The sequence below is a fragment of the Streptomyces sp. NPDC058758 genome (genome assembly GCF_042746075.1).
Classification (GTDB): Bacteria; Actinomycetota; Actinomycetes; order Streptomycetales; family Streptomycetaceae; genus Streptomyces.
This window is the reverse complement of sequence record NZ_JBHYPS010000005.1, coordinates 16,974-35,971: the sequence shown is the minus strand read 5'-3', so window position 1 is coordinate 35,971 and position 18,998 is coordinate 16,974. Positions and strand designations below refer to the sequence as shown.

General features: G+C 74.3%; 18 protein-coding genes and 2 tRNA genes. 7 read left to right on the top strand and 13 right to left on the bottom strand.

The annotated features are described in order from the left end of the window. Window positions 1-21: 21 nt before the first annotated feature. From def to ACFW6A_RS08400, 8 genes are all read right to left on the bottom strand, one after another. Window positions 22-672 carry a peptide deformylase gene (gene def / locus ACFW6A_RS08435; RefSeq protein WP_351851402.1) on the bottom strand — a complete coding sequence of 217 codons (651 nt, stop codon included), beginning with the start codon at window positions 670-672 and terminating at the stop codon, window positions 22-24. A gap of 66 nt (window positions 673-738) precedes the next feature. Beyond that, window positions 739-1,719, bottom strand: coding sequence for a hypothetical protein (locus ACFW6A_RS08430; protein WP_030492720.1), 981 nt, complete (start codon window positions 1,717-1,719; stop codon window positions 739-741). Between the two features lie 79 nt (window positions 1,720-1,798). Continuing rightward, window positions 1,799-3,055, bottom strand: a complete 1,257-nt coding sequence (locus ACFW6A_RS08425) for an HD-GYP domain-containing protein (protein WP_386639474.1) — start codon at window positions 3,053-3,055, stop codon at window positions 1,799-1,801. Next, window positions 3,052-4,410: an HD-GYP domain-containing protein gene (locus ACFW6A_RS08420; protein ID WP_386639673.1), complete on the bottom strand. Its 1,359-nt coding sequence runs from the start codon at window positions 4,408-4,410 to the stop codon at window positions 3,052-3,054. The genes ACFW6A_RS08425 and ACFW6A_RS08420 overlap by 4 nt, the downstream gene beginning before the upstream one ends. A gap of 120 nt (window positions 4,411-4,530) precedes the next feature. Further along, on the bottom strand, window positions 4,531-4,902 hold the full coding sequence (gene rsrA, locus ACFW6A_RS08415) for a mycothiol system anti-sigma-R factor (protein ID WP_386639471.1): 372 nt from the start codon (window positions 4,900-4,902) through the stop codon (window positions 4,531-4,533). Next, a complete protein-coding gene (locus ACFW6A_RS08410; protein ID WP_030758313.1) occupies window positions 4,899-5,555 on the bottom strand; it encodes a sigma-70 family RNA polymerase sigma factor in 657 nt (218 codons plus the stop codon). Before ACFW6A_RS08410 ends, rsrA begins: the two co-directional genes overlap by 4 nt. Window positions 5,556-5,806: 251 nt before the next feature. Then, window positions 5,807-6,442 carry an alpha/beta family hydrolase gene (locus tag ACFW6A_RS08405; RefSeq protein WP_386639468.1) on the bottom strand — a complete coding sequence of 212 codons (636 nt, stop codon included), beginning with the start codon at window positions 6,440-6,442 and terminating at the stop codon, window positions 5,807-5,809. Between the two features lie 38 nt (window positions 6,443-6,480). Beyond that, complete coding sequence (locus tag ACFW6A_RS08400; RefSeq protein ID WP_351851391.1) at window positions 6,481-7,296, bottom strand: SOS response-associated peptidase; 816 nt, start codon at window positions 7,294-7,296, stop codon at window positions 6,481-6,483. Window positions 7,297-7,345: 49 nt separating this feature from the next. On the opposite strand from ACFW6A_RS08400, the gene ACFW6A_RS08395 reads away from it, so the two are divergent. The 4 genes from ACFW6A_RS08395 (at window position 7,346) to ACFW6A_RS08380 (ending at window position 10,831) form a co-directional block, all read left to right on the top strand. Next, window positions 7,346-8,029 (top strand): M50 family metallopeptidase, encoded by a 684-nt coding sequence (locus ACFW6A_RS08395; protein WP_351851388.1) that lies wholly within the window; start codon window positions 7,346-7,348, stop codon window positions 8,027-8,029. 20 nt (window positions 8,030-8,049) lie between these two features. Continuing rightward, entirely contained in the window at window positions 8,050-9,402 is a 1,353-nt protein-coding gene (gene aroA / locus ACFW6A_RS08390) for a 3-phosphoshikimate 1-carboxyvinyltransferase (RefSeq protein WP_351851386.1), read from the top strand. A gap of 3 nt (window positions 9,403-9,405) precedes the next feature. Then, window positions 9,406-10,416 carry a ribosome small subunit-dependent GTPase A gene (gene rsgA / locus ACFW6A_RS08385; RefSeq protein ID WP_351851383.1) on the top strand — a complete coding sequence of 337 codons (1,011 nt, stop codon included), beginning with the start codon at window positions 9,406-9,408 and terminating at the stop codon, window positions 10,414-10,416. A 91-nt stretch (window positions 10,417-10,507) separates the two neighbouring features. Continuing rightward, window positions 10,508-10,831, top strand: coding sequence for a multidrug efflux SMR transporter (locus ACFW6A_RS08380; RefSeq protein ID WP_351111513.1), 324 nt, complete (start codon window positions 10,508-10,510; stop codon window positions 10,829-10,831). On the opposite strand, the gene ACFW6A_RS08375 is transcribed toward ACFW6A_RS08380, so the two are convergent. Then, entirely contained in the window at window positions 10,723-11,358 is a 636-nt protein-coding gene (locus ACFW6A_RS08375) for a TetR/AcrR family transcriptional regulator (protein ID WP_386639464.1), read from the bottom strand. The genes ACFW6A_RS08380 and ACFW6A_RS08375 overlap by 109 nt on opposite strands. Before the next feature lie 161 nt (window positions 11,359-11,519). Between ACFW6A_RS08375 and hisN the strand changes: the two genes are divergently transcribed. The 3 genes from hisN to ACFW6A_RS08360 all read left to right on the top strand — a co-directional run bounded on the left by hisN (window position 11,520) and on the right by ACFW6A_RS08360 (window position 13,419). Next, window positions 11,520-12,332 (top strand): histidinol-phosphatase, encoded by an 813-nt coding sequence (gene hisN / locus ACFW6A_RS08370; RefSeq protein ID WP_351851377.1) that lies wholly within the window; start codon window positions 11,520-11,522, stop codon window positions 12,330-12,332. A gap of 139 nt (window positions 12,333-12,471) precedes the next feature. Then, entirely contained in the window at window positions 12,472-12,858 is a 387-nt protein-coding gene (locus ACFW6A_RS08365) for a cyclic nucleotide-binding/CBS domain-containing protein (protein ID WP_043225018.1), read from the top strand. Window positions 12,859-12,999: 141 nt separating this feature from the next. Next, window positions 13,000-13,419, top strand: coding sequence for a Fur family transcriptional regulator (locus tag ACFW6A_RS08360; protein WP_351851374.1), 420 nt, complete (start codon window positions 13,000-13,002; stop codon window positions 13,417-13,419). Window positions 13,420-13,528: 109 nt separating this feature from the next. Here ACFW6A_RS08360 and ACFW6A_RS08355 read toward each other — a convergent pair. From ACFW6A_RS08355 to ACFW6A_RS08340, 4 genes are all read right to left on the bottom strand, one after another. After that, window positions 13,529-13,602, bottom strand: a tRNA-Met gene (locus ACFW6A_RS08355). A 48-nt stretch (window positions 13,603-13,650) separates the two neighbouring features. Beyond that, window positions 13,651-15,693 carry a tetratricopeptide repeat protein gene (locus ACFW6A_RS08350; protein ID WP_386639459.1) on the bottom strand — a complete coding sequence of 681 codons (2,043 nt, stop codon included), beginning with the start codon at window positions 15,691-15,693 and terminating at the stop codon, window positions 13,651-13,653. A gap of 203 nt (window positions 15,694-15,896) precedes the next feature. Beyond that, window positions 15,897-15,970: transfer RNA gene (locus ACFW6A_RS08345), tRNA-Met, on the bottom strand. A 43-nt stretch (window positions 15,971-16,013) separates the two neighbouring features. Continuing rightward, complete coding sequence (locus ACFW6A_RS08340) at window positions 16,014-18,920, bottom strand: UPF0182 family protein (protein WP_351851369.1); 2,907 nt, start codon at window positions 18,918-18,920, stop codon at window positions 16,014-16,016. Window positions 18,921-18,998 lie beyond the last annotated feature (78 nt).

Genomic DNA, 18,998 nt, shown 5'->3' with positions numbered 1-18,998 from the left:
TCGGCGTGCGTGCGGGGCGCGTCAGTCGTTGGGGACGACCGGGTAGCGCGGGGTGCCCTCTTCCATCTGGCGCAGGGCGTCCTTGCGGTCGCGCTTGGAGAGCTTGTCGATGTAGAGGAAGCCGTAGAGGTGGTCCGTCTCGTGCTGGAGGCAGCGGGCGAAGTAGCCGGTGCCGCGGACCTTGATGGGGTTGCCGAGGAGGTCCTGGCCGTGGACCTCGGCGAAGTCCGGGCGGGCCAGCTCCGCGTAGGCGGTGGGGACCGAGAGGCAGCCCTCGTTGGAGTCGTCGAGGTGGCGGCGGTCGGCCGGCAGCTCCTGGAGCACCGGGTTGACCACGTGGCCGGTGTGGCGGACGCCCTCGTCGTCGGGGCAGTCGTAGACGAAGACCTTGAGGCCGACGCCGATCTGGTTGGCGGCGAGGCCGACGCCCTCGGCGGTCTTCTGGCTGGCGAACATGTCGTCGACCAGGGCGGCCAGTTCGGGGCCGAACTCGGTGACGTCCTCGCACTCGTGGTGCAGCACCGGGTTGCCGACGACCGTGATGGGCCGGGAGGTGCCCCGCTCGCGGTGCGCGAGCTCACGCTCCTCGCACTGCTCCGTGTCCACGATGTAGCCGTCGTCGTCCAGGGCGTAGCCCGTGAAGATCCGCTCGCCCGACTCCTGCTGCGCCATGTGCCGCCGCGCCTTCCTGAAAACCCGATTCCGTCGGGGACAGCCTACGGGGCCGGGGCGGAAGGCTCAGCAGACCTCTTCGAGATCGCGCCATTCGCGGCTGTCCGGGCTGTCCGCGACCCAGCCGTCGAGGAGCCCGCGCACCAGGTCCGCCGGGGCGGCGATGCCGCACTCGCGCTCGGGGACCCACAGCTCGCCGGGCGAGCGGTGGCCGAGCGGTCCGGGGTGGCCGGGCTCGCTGTGGTCGTGCGGGTCGACGTGGTCGCCCTCGCCCTCGGCGCTGGGCATGGTCGACTCGGAGCAGGCCCGGCACAGGAGCCGTACCGACGAGGACCAGTCCTCGGCGGCGAAGCCCGCCTCGGCGGCGAGCTGCTCCAGGGCGTCCCGGTCGTCCTCGGTGGCGGCCTCCAGGAGGACCACCCAGGTGGGGACGGGCGACGGCGCCCACAGCTCGATCTCGTCGAAGACCGGGTAGGAGGGGCCGGCGCTGGTGGTGCGCTCGCCGTTCGGCACGCCGTCGTGGAGGACGACCTCGCCCCAGCGCCGTCCGGAGGACGGCAGGGGGATGGAGAGGACCTCGATGCGGGCCGGGTCGAGCCTGCGGCCCCACACCACCTCGGCCTCGCCCTCCGGCGAGAGCCGCACGGCGGCGCTGCCCAGCTCCATGCCGGCCGGCTCACCGGTGGCGGAGGAGGCGCCGGGGACCTTCAGGCCGTAGGCCTGCCAGGCGCGGCGGGCCAGCGGCCAGTCCTGGAGCGCGGTGGCGGCGATGCCGACGTTCCACCAGTCGGGGGCGCCGGTCTCCTTGTCGAGCAGGGCCACGGCGCGCAGTCCGGCGGCGCGGGCCTGCTCCCAGTCGTGCCGGAACTTGTGCAGCAGCGCCAGGTTGAACCAGGACTCGGAGAGCCAGGGCTCCAGATCGGCCGCCCGGGTGAGCAGCGCGCCCGCGTCCTCGTACCGTCCGTCGCCGATCAGCGTGAACGCCCGGTCGGTGGCCTGCCGCCACGAGGCGGAGGGCCGATGCCGTACCTTCCCGAAGATCCTCACGATTCCCGCCTGCCGGTCGCTTCACCCTCTTGTTCGCATCCAACCATGCCGGGTCGGACGCGCGCTCATTACCCATGGGTTACCCCGTGGGGACCGAGGTCACCCCCGGGACCGTGCCGCGGGCCAGGACTCGGGCCAGACAGGCGACGACCTCCGGGTGGTAGTCCCGGGCGGTGCCGAGCCGGAGGGTCTCCAGGGCCTCCAGGGCGGCGCCCGCGCCCTCCCCCGCCAGGTCGTCGTAGGCGTTCACGGCGCGGACGATCCGGGCCGCCGTGGGCTGCTCGCGGTACGGGTCGGACTGCCGCTCGACGACGTGGGCGACGGCCGCGGGAACGCCCGTCAGCCGGACCACCTCGCCGCCGAGGAGGGCGATCCGGCGCTGCTCCTCGGCGGGCAGGAGCGCGGTGGCGCCGCCGGCGACGGGGTCGACGAGGGAGAGCTGTCCGATGTCGTGCATGAGCGCCGCGTACTCCAGGACGGTCAGCTCGGCGCCGCCGAGGCCCAGCTCGCGGCCGACGGCGGTGGAGAGGGCGGCGACCCTGCGGGCGTGGCCGGGCGGGGTGCAGCCGGCGATCTCGGTCGCCCGGGCGAGGGAGGCGATGGTCTGCCGGTTGACGGTGCGGACGGCCGCGTAGCGCCGGTACGACACCTGGGTGAGCAGCAGGGGCACGGCGAGGACGGGCAGCGCCCAGAGTCCGGCGGCGGAGACGCCGAGGGCCATGACGACGCCGGTGGCGCAGACGGCGGAGCCGATGCCGAGGAGGGCGCGCAGTTCGTCGCGGAGGAGGGGGCCGTACGGGTACGCGGTGCGGGCGCGGAGCAGCAGGGCGGCGAGGACGGCGTCGCAGAGGCCGGTGAGGACGAGGACGAGGAGCAGGAAGAGGACGTAGGGGGCGCCGGCGCCGAGGTGGCCGGTGACGGCGCCGGCGTTGTAGAGCGGCTGGAAGCAGAGGGCGGCGAAGCCGACGGTGAGGACCCGGCGGGCGAGGTGGTCGGGGTCGGGGCCCCGGCCGCGGGCCGTGTGGGGGACGATCCCGGCGAGCCCGCCGGCGCAGACGACGGCGACGGTCTGGAGGACGCCGTGGGTGGTGGCGGTTCCGGCGTCGTGGCCGAGCAGGGCGTAGGCGAGGGCTCCGGCGGCGGCGAGCGGGGCGGGCTCCCGTTCGCCGGGGTGGGCGCCCCGGCGGGCCAGCTCGCCGAGCGCGATGAGGGTGCCGAAGGCGAGGGCGTTGCCGGGTTCGGCGAGCCCGTGCCAGAGGGTGGCGGCGAGAGCGGCCCCGCCGAGGAGGAGGGCGGCGGCGCGGACCGCGCCGGTGGTGACGGCACCCGGTCTCATGCGGGCTCCCCGGTTCTGGCGGCGAGCGGGCCGGGGGCGCGGGGCGCGGGGACCTGCGGACCGGGTTCGTCGGCGGTGACGGCGGTCTGCCAGCCGTGGCGGGCGAGGGCGCGGACGAGCGCGGCGACCATCCGGGGGTCGAACTGGCTGCCCGCGCACCGCTCCAGTTCGGCGAGGGCGGTGGGGACGGGACGGGCGCGGCTGTAGGAGCGGGTGGAGGTCATGGCGTCGAAGGCGTCGGCGACGGCGACGACCCGGGCGCACTCGGGGATCTCCTCGCCGCGCAGCCCGTAGGGGTAGCCGCTGCCGTCGATGCGCTCGTGGTGGTGGAGGACGGCGTCGCGGGCCTCGCCGAGGAAGCCGATGCCGCGGATCATCTCGTGGCCGTACTCGGGGTGGAGTTCGATGATCCGGCGCTCCTCGGGGGTGAGCGGGCCGTCCTTGCGCAGGACTCGGGTGGGGACGCCGAGCTTGCCGACGTCGTGGAGGATGCCGGCGAAGCGGACGACGTCGAGCCGGTCGCCGGCCATGCCGAGTTCACGGGCGATCAGGACGGAGGCGCGGCCGACGCGTTCGCTGTGGCCGCGGGTGTAGCTGTCCTTGATGTCGACGGCCTGGACGAGGGCGCGGATGGTGGCCTGGTGGGCGGCGCGCTCGTGGTGGTACTGGGCGAAGACCCAGCAGGAGAGGTACATGGGGAGCAGCACGAGGAGGGCGGCGGCGGGGCCGTGGGGGCTGCGCCAGAGGACGCCCATCATGAGTCCGGCGAGGCCGTGGACGAGGTGGGGGGCGAGGGCGCGGCCGAGGAGTCCGCGCCAGGCGGCGCGGAGCGGGAGGCCGTCGGCGGTGGCGCGGACGCCGCCGTCGAGGGCGGTGAGGACCAGGCAGAAGGCGAGGGCGGCGGCGAGGGCGGGCAGGAGCGCGGCGGGGAAGTCCGGGGCGGCGAGGGCGGCGCGGCCGTCGAGGGCGGCGGCGGTGCGGGCGGCGGCCCAAGTGGCGAGGGCGGGGGCGGCGGCGCGCCAGGTGCGGCGCCAGCCGGCGGGGGGTTCCTCGACGCGGGCGAGGAGGCCGCCGGGCAGGGCGGTGAGCGCGGCGGCGGCCGGGGGCAGCAGCAGGGCGGCGGTGAGGAGGACCGGGTAGAAGGAGCCGGTGCCCGGGGGGACGGAGCCGCCGAGGGCGCGGCCGAGGAGGCGGCAGCGGCCGGGCAGCTCGCAGAGCGCGTACAGGGTGGCGAGGAGTCCGGCCGTCGCCCAGGGGGTGGGCGACGGGGGGAGGAGCGCGGGCAGGGCGCACGCTCCGGCGCCGAGGGCGGCGCAGACGATGTACGCGCGGGCCGTTCGCGGGAGGGGCTTCACGACCGTCACGCGGTCACGCTAGCGAGGACGGCGGCCGCTCACGGCGGGCCGCCGTCGATTCCTACCATCGGGTGATACAAGCTGACGGATGCGCGGGCGATGTCCCGCACACCCGTGCGATCACTCCTGGGTGGCCGGGGTCTGCGAGGCCGGAGCGGCGGGACCGGCCGGGCCCGCCTGGGCGGCCGACGCCTCCGGGGCCTGCGGGGCGACCACGTCCTGCTCGGGCACCAGGTGCCCGGCGCGGATCAGGTCGATCCGGCCCATCACCTTGGCGCGCAGGTCGGTGGGGACGTCGTCGCTGCCGCAGCAGCGCTTGACGAGCTTCTTCACCGCCTGCTCCAGGCCGTACTTCTCCAGGCACGGGGAGCACTCCTCGAAGTGCACCTCGAACTTGGTGCACTCACCGTCGGGCATCTCCCGGTCGAGGAACTCGTAGAGATGGTCCAGGACTTCCGAGCAATCCGTCTCGTGCGGGTCTCCGCAGCTCATGAGTCCGCGCCTTTCAGATCCTTGGACGACTCTCCGGCGCCGGCGGGGACGAGGCCTCGCTCGCGGGCATAGTCCTCGAGCATGCCGCGGAGCTGGCGGCGGCCCCGGTGCAGGCGGGACATCACCGTACCGATGGGGGTCCCCATGATGTCCGCGATCTCCTTGTAGGCAAAGCCCTCGACGTCGGCGAGGTACACCGCGATGCGGAACTCCTCGGGGATCGCCTGGAGGGCGGCCTTCACGTCCGAGTCGGGGAGGTGGTCGAGCGCCTGCGACTCGGCGGAGCGCAGACCGGTCGACATGTGCGACTCGGCGCGGGCGAGCTGCCAGTCCTCGATCTCCTCGGCGGCGCTGCGCTGGGGTTCGCGCTGCTTCTTGCGGTACGAGTTGATGAAGGTGTTGGTGAGGATGCGGTACAGCCACGCCTTGAGGTTGGTGCCCTCGCGGAACTGGTGGAAGGAGCCGTACGCCTTCGCGTAGGTCTCCTGCACCAGGTCCTCGGCGTCCGCCGGGTTGCGCGTCATCCGCAGCGCGGCCGAGTACATCTGGTCGAGGAAGCCGAGGGCGTCCCGCTCGAAGCGCGCGTTGCGCTCCTCGGTCGTCTCCTCGGGGCCGTCGTCGGTCCCTGTGTCGGTCCCAGTGACCGGACCCACCTCCTCCAGCGCGGTGACGGGGCCGGTGCCGGACCCGCTCGTCTCGGAGGATAGACGAGGAACGGCTCCGCCCGCCGCCCGAACCGGGGCGGCCTTGGGGGCGGGCAGCACGGTCCAGTCGAGCTCCGCGGACCTGGCCCGCTCCGGGCAGATGGTCGAACCCATGCGACGGACTCCCTCTCTCGCTTCTCACACCGACGCTCTCCACAACAGCGGCCCCCGCCCCGGCATTCCCGGGGTCCCGGTGGGGTTCAGCGCAGGGCGGCGAGCCAGTCGGCGACGCTCCCGACGATCCGTCCGACGGCCTCCTCCTGGTCCACCGGCGCCCGCTTGGGGACGGCGAAGCCGTGGTCGCCGTACGGGATCTCCGCCAGTGCGTACGCGCCTCCGGGCGGGAACTCGGCCGGCTTGCCGAAGGGGTCGTTGCCGCCCTGGACGACGAGCGTGGGCAGTCCGGTGCCGAGCAGTTCGGCGGCGCGGGAGCTCTCCGGCCTGCCCGGCGGGTGGAGCGGGAAGCTCAGCGCGAGGACGGCGGCGGCGCCGAGCTCCGCGCCGGTCCGGCAGGCGACCCGGGCGCCGGCGCTGCGGCCGCCGGCGACGACCGGGAGCCCGGGCGCCGCGAGGGCGGGCCACAGGCCGCGCCACCCGGTGTCGAGGGTCCTCGGCGCGGGCGCGACCTTCCTGCCCGCGACCCGCCAGGGCTGCTCGACCAGGGCGACGGTGACGCCGCGGGCGGGCAGGGCGGCGGCGAGGGCGGCCAGGTCGCGGGCCTCGATGCCGCCGCCCGCCCCGTGGCCGAGGGCGAGGACGCGGCGGGCCTTCGGGGCGGGGTGCCAGGTGATGCGGGCCTCACCGGCGTCGGTGGGCACGGTCTCGGTCTTCGTCACGCCCCCATCCTGCCGTCCCGGGTCCGCGCGGACGGCCTTCAGAACAGCGTGCCGACCTCGGGTCCGGCCAGCTCGGCGAGCAGCTCGGGGCCGTTGTTGCGGACGTTGCTGACGGCGGTGGCGACCGGGAAGGCCCGCATCAGGCCCTCCGGCGGCGGGGCGAGCAGGGCCCGCAGCTCGTCGGGGCCGGTGGTGGCCGGGTCCAGCCAGGCGTCCCAGCGGTCCTCGGTGAGCATCAGCGGCATCCGGGGGTGGATCTCCGCGAGCGTGCCGGGGCCCTCGGCGGGCGCGACGCCGAGCGGGGCGGTCTCCGCCTCCGTGGTGACCACCGAGCAGGTGGCCCACCAGGCGGCCGGGTGCTCGGGCGGCAGAGCGGGGTCGCGCCAGAACTCGTACAGGCCCGCCAGGGCCATGACCGAGCCGTCGGCCGGGGTCACGAAGTAGGGCTGCTTGCGGGCCCGCTTCCGCTTCCCCTCGACCTCCAGGTCGCGCTCGGCGGCGCCGGTCACCCACTCGTAATAGCCGTCGGCGGGCAGGATGCAGCGGCGGGACCGGAAGGCGCTCCGGAAGGAGGGCTTCTCGTGCAGGGTCTCGGCCCTGGCGTTGATCATCCGGGCCGCACCCTCCGGCGACTTCGACCAGGACGGGACCAGTCCCCATCTCAGGGCGCGCAGCTGGCGAACCGGCCGCCGGCTCTCCGCGTCCTTCAGAGGGCGTTCGAGAACGACGTGGACCTCCTTGGTGGGGGCCACGTTCCAGTCCTGCTCCAGGGTCTCCGTCGGCTCCCACTTCTCGATCCCGAAGGTCTCGACGAGTTCCTCGGGGCGCCGGCCGGCCGCAAAACGTCCGCACATACGTGCCACACTGCCACGATCCCCGAGCCCGAGAGGAGCGGACCGAAGGATGGACCTCTTCGCCCCGCAGGCCGCCCCGGCCGAGTGGCTGGTGATCGCCACCGGCGTCGCCGCGCTCGCCGTCACCGTGCCCCGCCGCCTCTGGCTGCTCGCGCGGAACGCGATCACCATCGCCCACGAGGGCGGCCACGCCCTGGTCGCGCTCGCCGCCCGCCGCCGCCTGCAGGCGATCCGGCTGCACTCCGACACCAGCGGCGTCACCGTCACCCGGGGCCGCCCGACCGGCCTCGGCGTCGTCCTCACCCTGGCCGCCGGCTACACGGCGGCCCCGCTGCTCGGCCTCGGCGGGGCGGCACTGCTCGGCGCGGGCCGGGTCACCGTGCTGCTGTGGGCGGCGAGCGCCCTGCTGCTCGCGATGCTGGTGATGGTCCGCAACGCGTACGGGATCCTCAGCGTCGTCCTCACCGGCACGCTCTTCGTCCTGGTGTCCTGGCTGACCTCCCCTCAGGTGCAGGCCGTCTTCGCGTACGCGGTGGTGTGGTTCCTGCTCCTGGGCGGGGTCCGGCCGGTCTTCGAGCTCCAGTCGAAGCGCCGGCACGGCGGGGCCCCCGACTCGGACGCCGACCAGCTCTCGCGGCTCACCCACGTGCCCGCGGGGGTGTGGCTGGCCTTCTTCCACACGGTGTCCCTCTGCTGCCTGATCGGCGGCGCCACCTGGCTTCTGGGGCTGTGACACCCCCGTACAGTGAGGGCATGACCGCAGCTTCCCCCGCGCACCCCGATCCGTCGCACTCCGCCGCCCCCGCCGGCCCGGACCTCTGGCCCGCCCCGTACGCGAGCGGCCCCGTGGACGCGACCGTGACCGTGCCCGGCTCGAAGTCGGTCACCAACCGCGCCCTGGTGCTCGCCGCGCTCGCCGCCGAGCCCGGCTGGGTGCGGCGCCCGCTCCGCTCCCGCGACACCCTCCTGATGGCCGAGGGCCTGCGCACCCTGGGGGTGCGGATCGAGGAGGGCGTGGGCCCGGACGGCACCGGCGAGGCGTGGCGGGTCCTCCCGGCCCCGCTGCGCGGCGACGCCGCGGTCGACGTCGGCAACGCGGGCACGGTCATGCGCTTCCTGCCGCCGGTCGCCGCCCTCGCCGACGGCCCGGTCCGCTTCGACGGCGACCCCCGCTCCCACGAGCGTCCGCTGCACGGCGTGATCGACGCGCTGCGCGCGCTCGGCGCCCGGATCGACGACGAGGGCCGGGGCGCCCTCCCGATGACCGTGCACGGCTCCGGCGGCCTGGAGGGCGGGACGGTCGAGATCGACGCCTCCTCGTCCTCCCAGTTCGTCAGCGCCCTGCTGCTCTCCGGCGCCCGCTTCAACCAGGGCGTCGAGGTCCGGCACGTGGGCGGCCGGCTGCCGTCGATGCCGCACATCCGGATGACGGTCGACATGCTCCGCGCGGTGGGCGCGAAGGTCGACGAGCCGGAGCACGGCGGCGAGCCGGACGTGTGGCGGGTGACCCCGTCGGCGCTGCGCGGCCGCGACCTGGTCGTCGAGCCCGACCTGTCGAACGCGCAGCCGTTCCTGGCGGCCGCGCTGGTCACCGGCGGCCGGGTGACTGTCCCGGACTGGCCGGCCCGCACCACCCAGCCGGGTGACGAGCTGCGCCGGATCTTCACCGAGATGGGCGGCGCCTGCGAGCTCACCGACGCCGGCCTCACCTTCACCGGCACCGGCCGGATCCACGGCATCGACGTGGACCTGGGTGAGGTCGGCGAGCTGACCCCCGGCATCGCGGCCGTGGCCGCCCTCGCCGACTCCCCCTCCACCCTGCGCGGCGTGGCCCACCTGCGGCTCCACGAGACCGACCGGCTCGCGGCGCTCACCCGGGAGATCAACGGCCTGGGCGGGGACGTCACCGAGACCGAGGACGGCCTCCACATCCGCCCGCGCCCGCTCCGCGGCGGCGTCTTCCACACGTACCACGACCACCGGATGGCGACGGCGGGCGCGATCATCGGCCTCGCCGTGGAGGGCGTGGAGATCGAGGACGTGGCGACGACGGCCAAGACCTTGCCGGACTTCCCGGGGATGTGGACCGAAATGCTCGGAGCCTGAACCATGCGGCGCTACGGCAAGCACACCGACGAGGACGACATCCGCCAGCGGCCCAACCGCAAGGGCACCCGGCCCCGGACCTCGATCCGGCCCAAGCACGAGGACGCCGTCGAGGGCATGGTCCTCACCGTGGACCGCGGCCGGCTGACCTGCCTGGTCGAGGACCGGACCGTGATGGCGATGAAGGCCCGCGAGCTGGGCCGCAAGGCGGCCGTCGTCGGCGACCGGGTCTCCCTGGTGGGCGACCTCTCCGGCGAGAAGGACACGCTGGCCCGGATCGTGCGGATCGGCGAGCGGGAGTCGCTGCTGCGCCGCACGGCCGACGACGACGACCCGTACGAGCGGGTGGTCGTCGCCAACGCCGACCAGCTCGCCATTGTCACCGCGCTCGCCGACCCGGAGCCGCGCCCCCGGCTGATCGACCGCTGCCTGGTGGCCGCGTACGACGGCGGCCTGGAGCCCTTCCTGGTGATGACCAAGTCGGACCTGGCGCCCCCGGAGCAGCTCCTGGAGCTCTACGGCGCCCTCGACATCCCGCACGTCGTGGTGAACCGCGAGGAGCTGTACGACGGCGGGGCCGCGGACCGGGTGCGGGAGCACCTGGCCGGGCGGGTCACCGCCTTCGTCGGCCACTCCGGCGTCGGCAAGACGACGCTGGTCAACGCGCTGGTGCCGGAGGAGAAGCGGCGGATCACCGGCCATGTGAACGCGGTGACCGGCCGCGGCCGGCACACCACCACCTCGGCGCTCGCGCTGCCGCTGGACGGGGCCGAGGGCTGGGTCATCGACACCCCGGGCGTGCGCTCCTTCGGCCTGCACCACGTCGATCCCGCCCGGGTCATCCACGCCTTCCCCGACCTGGAGCCGGGCACCGAGAACTGCCCGCGCGCGTGCAGCCACGACGAGCCGGAGTGCGCCCTGGACGCCTGGGTGGCGGAGGGGCACGCGGACCCGGCGCGGCTGTTCTCGCTGCGGCGGCTGCTCGCCACCCGGGAGCGCCGCGAGGGCGACTGACGGCCGCCCGGGGGTGTTTACGCCCGCCTCCAGACCGGTAAGGACATATCCGCACAAGTGCGAGGAATCCGACCGGGTGGGAGGCGGGACGATGGCGTGGCTGCTGGTGGTGGTCGCGGGGATCCTGGAGACGGGCTTCGCGGTCTGCCTGAAGCTCTCCCACGGGTTCACCCGGCTCTGGCCGACGATCGCCTTCGCCTGCTTCGCCCTGGGCAGCTTCGGGCTGCTGACGCTCGCCCTGCGGAAGCTGGACGTGGGGCCGGCGTACGCGGTGTGGACGGGGATCGGCGCGGCCGGCACCGCCATCTACGGCATGCTCTTCCTCGGCGACGTGGTCTCCACGCTCAAGATCGTCTCGATCAGCCTCGTCATCGCCGGGGTCATCGGCCTCCAGCTGTCCGGCTCCGCCCACTGACCCTCCGGCGGCAGCGCCGGGGCCACCACGTGGCTGACGGCGAGCCGCAGGGCCAGCTCGCAGCCGGCCGCCCACCGCTCCCCCGCGCAGAGCGCGGTCGTGGCAAGCAGCTCCCCCGGTGCCGGCGGTCCCCCGTCGGCCCTGCGCTGCGCGGGTACGGGGGCGGGCGGGGCGCCGGGCCGGGCCGGCCGGGGCCGGGGCAGGCCCTCGGTCCAGGCGCCGGTGAGCAGCGCGCGCAGTATCGGGCGGTCGCCGGCCCGGGCGACGGTCCACTCGGCGACGGCCGCGAGGGTGCGCGCGGACGGTTCGGGGGCGGCGAGCAGCCGGCGGACGCCGTCGAGGTAGGCGTCGGCCTCCTGGCGGACGAGGGCGCGGGCCAGTCCCTCCTTGCTGCCGAACTCGTTGTAGAGGGTCTGCCGGGAGACCCGGGCGGCGGCGGCGAGGTCGGCCATCCGGACGGCGGACCAGGGGTGGCGGGCCAGGGCGGCGCGGGCGGCGTCGAGGAGGGCCTCGCGGGCGGTCGGCATGGGCGCCTCCGGGGCCGGACGGTGGCCCCCCAGCGTCGGCAGGCGCGGGGGCGCTGTCAAGAGCGCGGGGGCGCGCGTTCCGCCGGGGCGCACGAGACGTTCACCGGGGGCGGGTGAGACGGTTCACCGGGCGGGTTCCGGGCGGCGCTAGAGTGCCGGGCATGGCCGATTACCACGATGACCTGCGTCTTGCCCATGCCCTCGCGGATGCCGCCGACGCGGCCACCATGGCCCGCTTCCGGGCGCTCGACCTCAAGGTCGAGACGAAGCCGGACATGACCCCGGTGAGCGAGGCGGACCGGGCCGCCGAGGAGCTGATCCGGGCGGGGCTCCAGAAGGAGCGGCCCGCCGACGCGATCCTGGGCGAGGAGTACGGCGTCGAGGGCACCGGCCCGCGCCGCTGGGTGATCGACCCGATCGACGGCACCAAGAACTACGTGCGCGGCGTCCCGGTGTGGGCGACCCTGATCGCGCTGATGGAGGAGGACGAGACCGGCTTCCAGCCGGTGGTGGGCGTGGTGTCGGCGCCCGCGCTCGGCCGCCGCTGGTGGGCGGCGAAGGGGCTGGGCGCCTTCACCGGGGCCGGCCTCGGGTCGGGGACCCGGATCGGGGTGTCCCGGGTGGCCTCGCTGGCCGACGCCTCGTTCGCGTACTCCTCGCTGAGCGGCTGGGAGGAGCGCGGCCGGCTCGACGCGTTCCTGGACCTCACGCGCGCGTGCTGGCGGACCCGGGCGTACGGCGACTTCTGGCCCTACATGATGGTCGCCGAGGGCTCGGTGGACCTGTGCGCGGAGCCGGAGCTGTCGCTGTGGGACATGGCGGCGGTGGCGGTCGTGGTGCAGGAGGCCGGCGGCTCGTACACGGGCCTGGACGGACGGCCCGGCCCGCACAGCGGGAACGCGGCGGCCTCCAACGGCCTGCTGCACGAGGCGCTGCTGGGACACCTGGGGTACGAGGAGGCCCCGGGCGCCTGAACGCGCCCCCGCCCGCCCCCGGGGGCGCCTCGCGCGCCCCCTTGTCGGCCCCCTCCCCCGGTGCGACTCTGAGAGCCCCCCACTTGTGCATTTGTGAACCGCCCTGCGCGGGCGGTTCGCCGAGGAGGTGGCTCCATCCATGCTCGTCCGTGACGCCATGAGCACGGTGGTCCTCACCGTCGGACCCGCCCACACCCTCCGGCAGGCCGCCCGGCTGATGTCGGCCCGCCGGGTCGGCGCGGCCGTCGTCCTCGACGGCGACACCGGGATCGGGATCCTCACCGAGCGCGACATCCTGAACTCCCTCGGGCGGGACGAGGATCCCGACCGCGAGACGGCCGGCTCCCACACCACCCACGAGGTGGTCTTCGCCGCGCCCGGCTGGACCCTGGAGGAGGCGGCCGGGGCGATGACCCGCGGCGGCTTCCGCCACCTGGTCGTCCTCGACGGCCTCGGGCCGGTCGGCATGGTCTCGGTCCGCGACATCATCCGCTGCTGGCTCCCGGCCCACAGCGTGGCGGACTGACCCCCTCCGGGCCCCCTCCGGTCGATCCGCGCGGACGGCCCCGGGCGGCCCCACGGACGGCTCCACGAGCGATCCCACGGACGGGTCCACGGGCCGGAAGCCCGCTCCGCCCCGTTTGCGCCCGCTGTTACCCTGGCCCTCATGAGCGACCTGTTGGAACGACTGCGCGGACGCGGCTGGCGGATGACCGCGCAGCGCCGCGTCGTCGCCGAGGTCCTCGACGGCGACCACGTGCACCTCACCGCCGACGAGGTGCACGCCCGCGCCGTCGAGCGCCTGCCCGAGATCTCCCGCGCGACCGTCTACAACACGCTGGGCGAGATGGTGACGCTCGGCGAGGTCATCGAGGTCGCCACCGACGGCCGCGCCAAGCGCTACGACCCCAACGCCCACCGGCCGCACCAGCACCTGGTCTGCGCGGGCTGCGGCGCGATCCGCGACGTCCACCCGGCGGGCGACCCGCTGCGGGACCTGCCGGCCGGGGAGCGCTTCGGCTTCACGATCTCGAACGTCGAGGTCACCTACCGGGGCCTCTGCCCGAACTGCGCGGCCGCGGCGTAGCCGACCGAACCGAGGGCGCCCCCGCGGGGGCGCCCTTTCCCGTACCGCGACGCCCGGGAACGCCGAAGGCCCGGATCCGCTTCCGGATCCGGGCCTTCGGGCTACTGAGTAGCGGGGACAGGATTTGAACCTGCGACCTCTGGGTTATGAGCCCAGCGAGCTACCGAGCTGCTCCACCCCGCGTCGGTGAACCCAACCTTACGGGACCCGTGGGACAGGAGCAAATCGCTTCTAGGCCGTGAGCTCCTGGTGGAGCGCCTCGCTGAGCCGCGCCGCCCGCTCGGCGACCTCGGCGGGGCCGAGCTCCACGGCGCGGGCGCACCACTTGCGGCCCTCGGACAGCTCGCCCCGGCGGGCAGCGAGCAGCGCGAGCCGGAGCGCGGCGCGGCCGTGCCCGGCCCGGGCGGCCCGGGTCCACCAGAGGGCGGCCTCGCGCTCGCTGCCCTCGCGGGCGAGGAGCAGGCCGAGGTTGAAGGCGCCGTTGCGGCTGCCGGCCTCGGCGGCCTCGCGGTACCAGCGGGCGGCGCCGGCGAGGTCGCCCCGGCCGGCGGCGAGCATGCCGACCCGGACCTGGGCGCGCCGGTGCCCCTGCTGGGCGGCCCGCTCGTACCACTCCTCGCACTCGGTCTTCTGGTCCACGGGCGCGCCGAGGACCACGGGGCCGGGGTCGGGGCGGCGGGCGTCGAGGAGCGTGGCGAGCCGGAAGGCGGCCTCGGGGCTGCCGCCGCCCGCGGCGCAGCGCAGGTGCCGCTCGGCGGTCTGCTCGTCGCCGTCGCGCAGGGCGGCGATGCCGACCTGGAGGGCGGCCTCGGTGTGCCCGGCGGCGGCGGCCCGCTCGTACCAGGCGAGCGCGGAGCGGTCCTCGTCGCGGCCCGCGTGGATGATGCCCAGGTTGAAGGCGGCGTCCACGGAGCCGGCCTCGGCGGCCTTGGAGAACCACGGTTCGGCGCCGTCCGCGTCGCCGGCCTGGAGGAGCAGCACGGCGAGCGCGTTGGCGGCCTCGCGGTGGCCCGCGTAGGCGGCGCGGCGGTACCACTGCTCGGCCTGCGGGAGGCGGTCCTGGGCGGCGCAGAGCAGGCCGAGGTTGTAGGCGCCGTTGACGTCCCCGGCGTCCATGGCGGCGCGGTACCAGCGCTCGGCGGTCTGCTGCTCGCCGCGGGCGGCGTGCAGCGCGCCCAGCGCGTTGGCGGCGTTGCCGTCGCCGTCCTGGGCGGCGCGCAGCCACCAGACGGCGGCGGACTCCTCGTCCCCGGCGTCGCGCAGCAGGAAGCCGAGGGCGCAGGCGGCCTTGGCCTCGCCCTCCTTGGCGGAGCTGAGGTACCAGCGGCCGGCCTCCTTCAGCTCGCCGCGCTGTTCCAGGATGGCTCCGAGGTGCAGCGCGGCCCGGCGGTGTCCCCGGGCGGCCGCCTGCCGGAACCACTGCTCGGCCTCGCCGAGCGGCCCGGCGGCGGCGTCCCCGGTCCGGGGCGGGGCGGCCTCGGGGCGCGGCGCGGCGGCGGGCGGCCGCTCGCCCGCGCGGAGCGGGTCGGCGGCGCGGAGCCGGCCGGCCGTGTCGTACGCGTGCCCCGCGCGGCCCGCGGCGGCGGTGGGGCCGTAGGCGTGCGGGCCGCGGAGGGTCTCGGTGGCGCGCCGCTCCAGGGCGAGGGCGAGGCGGTAGGCGGCCTCGCGGTGGCCCTGCTCGGCGGCGGCGCGCAGCCAGCGCTCGGCGCCGACGTCGCTGCGGTGCTCCAGGAGGTCGGCGAGGGCGTAGGCGCCCAGGGCGTGACCCTGTTCGGCGGCCTGGCGCAGCCAGTACTCGGCGGCGGGCTCGTCGCCGCGCTCGCGGTGGTGGCGGCCCAGGGCGTGGGCGGCCGGGGCGGAGCCGGCGACGGCGGCGACCCGCCACCAGCCGGCGGCCTCGTCGGGGTAGCCGCGCTGGTGGAGGAGGACGCCGAGGTTGTTGGCGGCGGCCCGGTCGCCCTCGGCGGTGGCGGCGCGCAGGAAGGGCTCGGCGCCGTCGAGGTCGCCGCGGCGGAGCAGGAGCGCCCCGAGGGCGCTCATGGCGTCGGTGTCACCGCGCTCGGCGGCCCTGCGGTGCCGGCCCTCGGTCTCGGCGTCGGACTCGGTCTCGGTGTCCGGGCCCGCGTCCGGGACGGCCCCGGTCCTGGCGGTGGTGTCGACGGCCGCATCGACGGCCGGCACGGCCTCGATGATCTCGTCCGCGGCATTTCTGGCATGCCGCTGCACAAACCGCCCTGTCTCCAACAGAGTTGCCCTGTCCCCCATAAATACCATCGTCGCACCACCCGCAACCCGCGCACACCCGGTATACCGCAGCCCTTGAGGTCACCTCAGGCGTTTTGTCGACATGCCCACAGAGAGACAAGTCAAACACGTCACGCCTCAACTCGCCCCTTCCGTACCGCTCTTCGGTGCCCCCCGTCACCACGACACGCGACGAGGGCCCGGATCCTTATGGATCCGAGCCCTCGTGTCAGTAGCGGGGACAGGATTTGAACCTGCGACCTCTGGGTTATGAGCCCAGCGAGCTACCGAGCTGCTCCACCCCGCGTCGGTGAAGTAACACTATCACGACGCGGGGTGAAGCCCGCAGGTCAGCTGCCGGAACCCCCCTGCGGCTGGATCTTGGCGCCCGCCTCGGCCGCCTTCTGGAGCGCGGCCTGGAGGTCCTCCTGGGCCTTGCCGTAGGCCGCCCAGTCGCCCTTGGCGAGGGCCGCCTCGCCCGCGTCGTACGCCTTCTGGGCGTCGGCGATGGCCTGCTTCAGCGCCGCGTCCGCCGAGGCCGGCGGCTGCGGGGTGGTCGGCGGCTGCTCGGTGCCCGGCGGCGTGGTCGGCGGGGTCGTGCCGTCCACCCCGAAGACCGCGTTGAGGGCGTCCGTGAGGTTGTTCTCGAACACCGTGGTGTCCTTGGTGGTGTCGCCGTCCGGCTGGTCGGCGTCCACGTAGGAGACCGCGACCTTCTTCAGGAGCGGGTAGAGCGCGTTCCGCCCCTGGGCGTAGACCGGCTCGACGTACAGGAACCCGCCGTCGAGCGGCACGGTGAGCAGGTTGCCGTACTGGATGTCCGAGTCGGCGCCCTTCATGTCGCGGACGAAGGTGGCCACGTCGGGCAGACCGTTGAGCTTGCTCTGCACCTGCGCCGGGCCCGGCACGTCCTCGGTGACCCGGAGCAGTCTCAGCCGGCCGTACTCCTTGCTGGTGGCGTCGGCGTCGACCGCCATGAAGCCGCCCAGGTTGGGCCGTCCGTTCGGGGTGAAGGTCGTGGTCAGCGAGAAGCGCTGCTCCGCGTCGCCGGGCATCTTCATGCTCAGGTAGTACGGCGGCACGGCCACGTTGTCCTTGTTGGTCGGGTCGTCCGGCACCTGCCAGGCGTCCGAGCCGCTGTAGAACTGGGCCGGGTCGGTGACGTGGTAGCGGGTCAGCAGCTCGCGCTGGACCTTGAACATGTCCTGCGGGTAGCGCAGGTGCTCCAGCAGGTCGCCCTTCACCTCGGACTTGGGCTTCACCGTGTCGGGGAAGGCCTTCATCCAGGTCTTGAGGACCGGGTCCTCGGTGTCCCACTGGTAGAGGGTGACCGTGCCGTCGTAGGCGTCGACGGTGGCCTTGACCGAGTTGCGGATGTAGTTGACCTGGTTCTGCTGGGCGACGACCGCGCGCTGCTGGTTGCCGACGGTCAGCGAGTCGGCCGTGGTGTCGCCGAGCGTGGTCCGCGAGGCGTACGGGTAGCCGTTGCTGGTCGTGTAGGCGTCGACGATCCACTGGATCCTGCCGTCGACGACCGCCGGGTAGGCGTCGCCGTCGATGGTCAGCCAGGGGGCGACGGCCTCGACGCGCTGCTTGGGCGTGCGGTTGTAGAGGATCCGCGAGCCGTCGCCGATGGCCCCGGAGTAGAGGATCTGCGGCTCGCTGAAGGCCACCGCGTAGGCCGCGCGGTTGAAGGCGCTCTCCAGGCTGACGCCGCTCTTGCCGGCGTAGCTGGTGGTCTTCTCGCCGTTCTCCTCGTAGTCCAGCTCCTTCTGGGGGCCGCCCACGATCGAGTACTGGTCGGTCTTCTCGCCGTAGTAGATCCGCTGCTCGTACTTGCCGAGCTCACCGGTGGTCGGCAGGCCCGACTCGGTGAAGACCGGGGAGCCGTTGGCGTCGGTCTGGGTGCCGCGGGCCATGATGGCGCCGTAGCCGTGGGTGTAGGTGAAGTGGTCGTTGATCCAGTTCCGCTTCGGGATGCCGCGGATGTTCAGCTCGCGCAGACCGATGACGACGTCCTGGCCCTGGTAGCGGTCCACGTCGAGCGTCGTCGGGAACTGGTAGTACTTCCGCTTCTGCTCCAGCTGCTGGAAGGTCGGCGAGACGATGTTCGGGTCGAGGACGCGGTAGGCGGCCGCCGTGTCGGCGTCCGCGCGCAGCTTGTCCTTGGCCTTGACCGTCGACTTGCCCGAGTAGTTCTCCAGCTTGGTCTCGTCGATCGCGTACGCCTTGCGGGTCGCATCGATGTTGTTCTGGATGTACGGGGCTTCCTTGGCCTGCTCGTTCGGCTGGACCTGGAACTTCTGCACGATCGCCGGGTACAGGCCGCCGATCAGCACGGCGGAGAGCACCATCAGGCCGAAGCCGATGACCGGCAGCTGCCAGGTGCGGCGCCACAGCGTGGCGAAGAACAGCACGGCGCAGATGACCGCGATGCAGAAGAGGATCGTCTTGGCCGGCAGGTAGGCGTTGGCGTCGACGTACCGCAGGCCCGTCCAGTTGCCGGTGGCCTTGAAGTCGCTGGACTTCACCGCCAGGCCGTACCGGTCGAGCCAGTACGCCACGGCCTTCAGCGCCACGAAGACGCCGAGCAGCACCGAGAGGTGGCCGGTGGCGGCCGCGGTGGCGCGGGCACCAGGGCTGGTGACGCGCAGTCCGCCGTACAGGTAGTGGGTGATCGCCGCGGCGATCAGGGAGAGGACCACGGCGGCGAAGCCGAAGGCGAGCAGGAAGCGGTACCAGGGCAGGTCGAAGGCGTAGAAGGAGACGTCCTTGCCGAACTGGACGTCCTTCTCGCCGAACTTCACCCCGTTGACCCACATGAGCCAGGTGCGCCACTGGCCGGAGGCGGAGGCGCCGGCGATCAGGCCCACCAGGGCGGTGACCGCGAGCAGCACCCACTTCTTGAAGGGGGCGACGCCCATCCGGTACCGGTCGAGGCTCTGCTGCTCCAGCGACATCGCGCTCAGCGGCGGCCGCAGGCGGTACGCCAGCCAGATGTTGAGGCCGACGGCCAGGGCCATGAGCAGGCCGAAGACCGCGAACAAGCCGATCTTGGTCCACAGGGTGGTGGTGAACACGGACGAGTAGTGGACCGAGCGGTACCAGAGCCAGTCCGTCCAGAACCCGGCGAACATCACGAACGCCATGGCCAGGACGGCGAGCACGCCCAGTGTCATCAGCAGGGTGCGGGCCCGCCGGGACGGCCGGCCGACTCTGACCCTTGGCCCGGACGGGCTTCCGCCACGGTCCGGCATCTGGAAAGCCAACGTGCGCCCCTCGGTGTTGATGCGTCGGAAAGCGGGCCCCGCGATCGTAGGGCCCACAGATGCAAC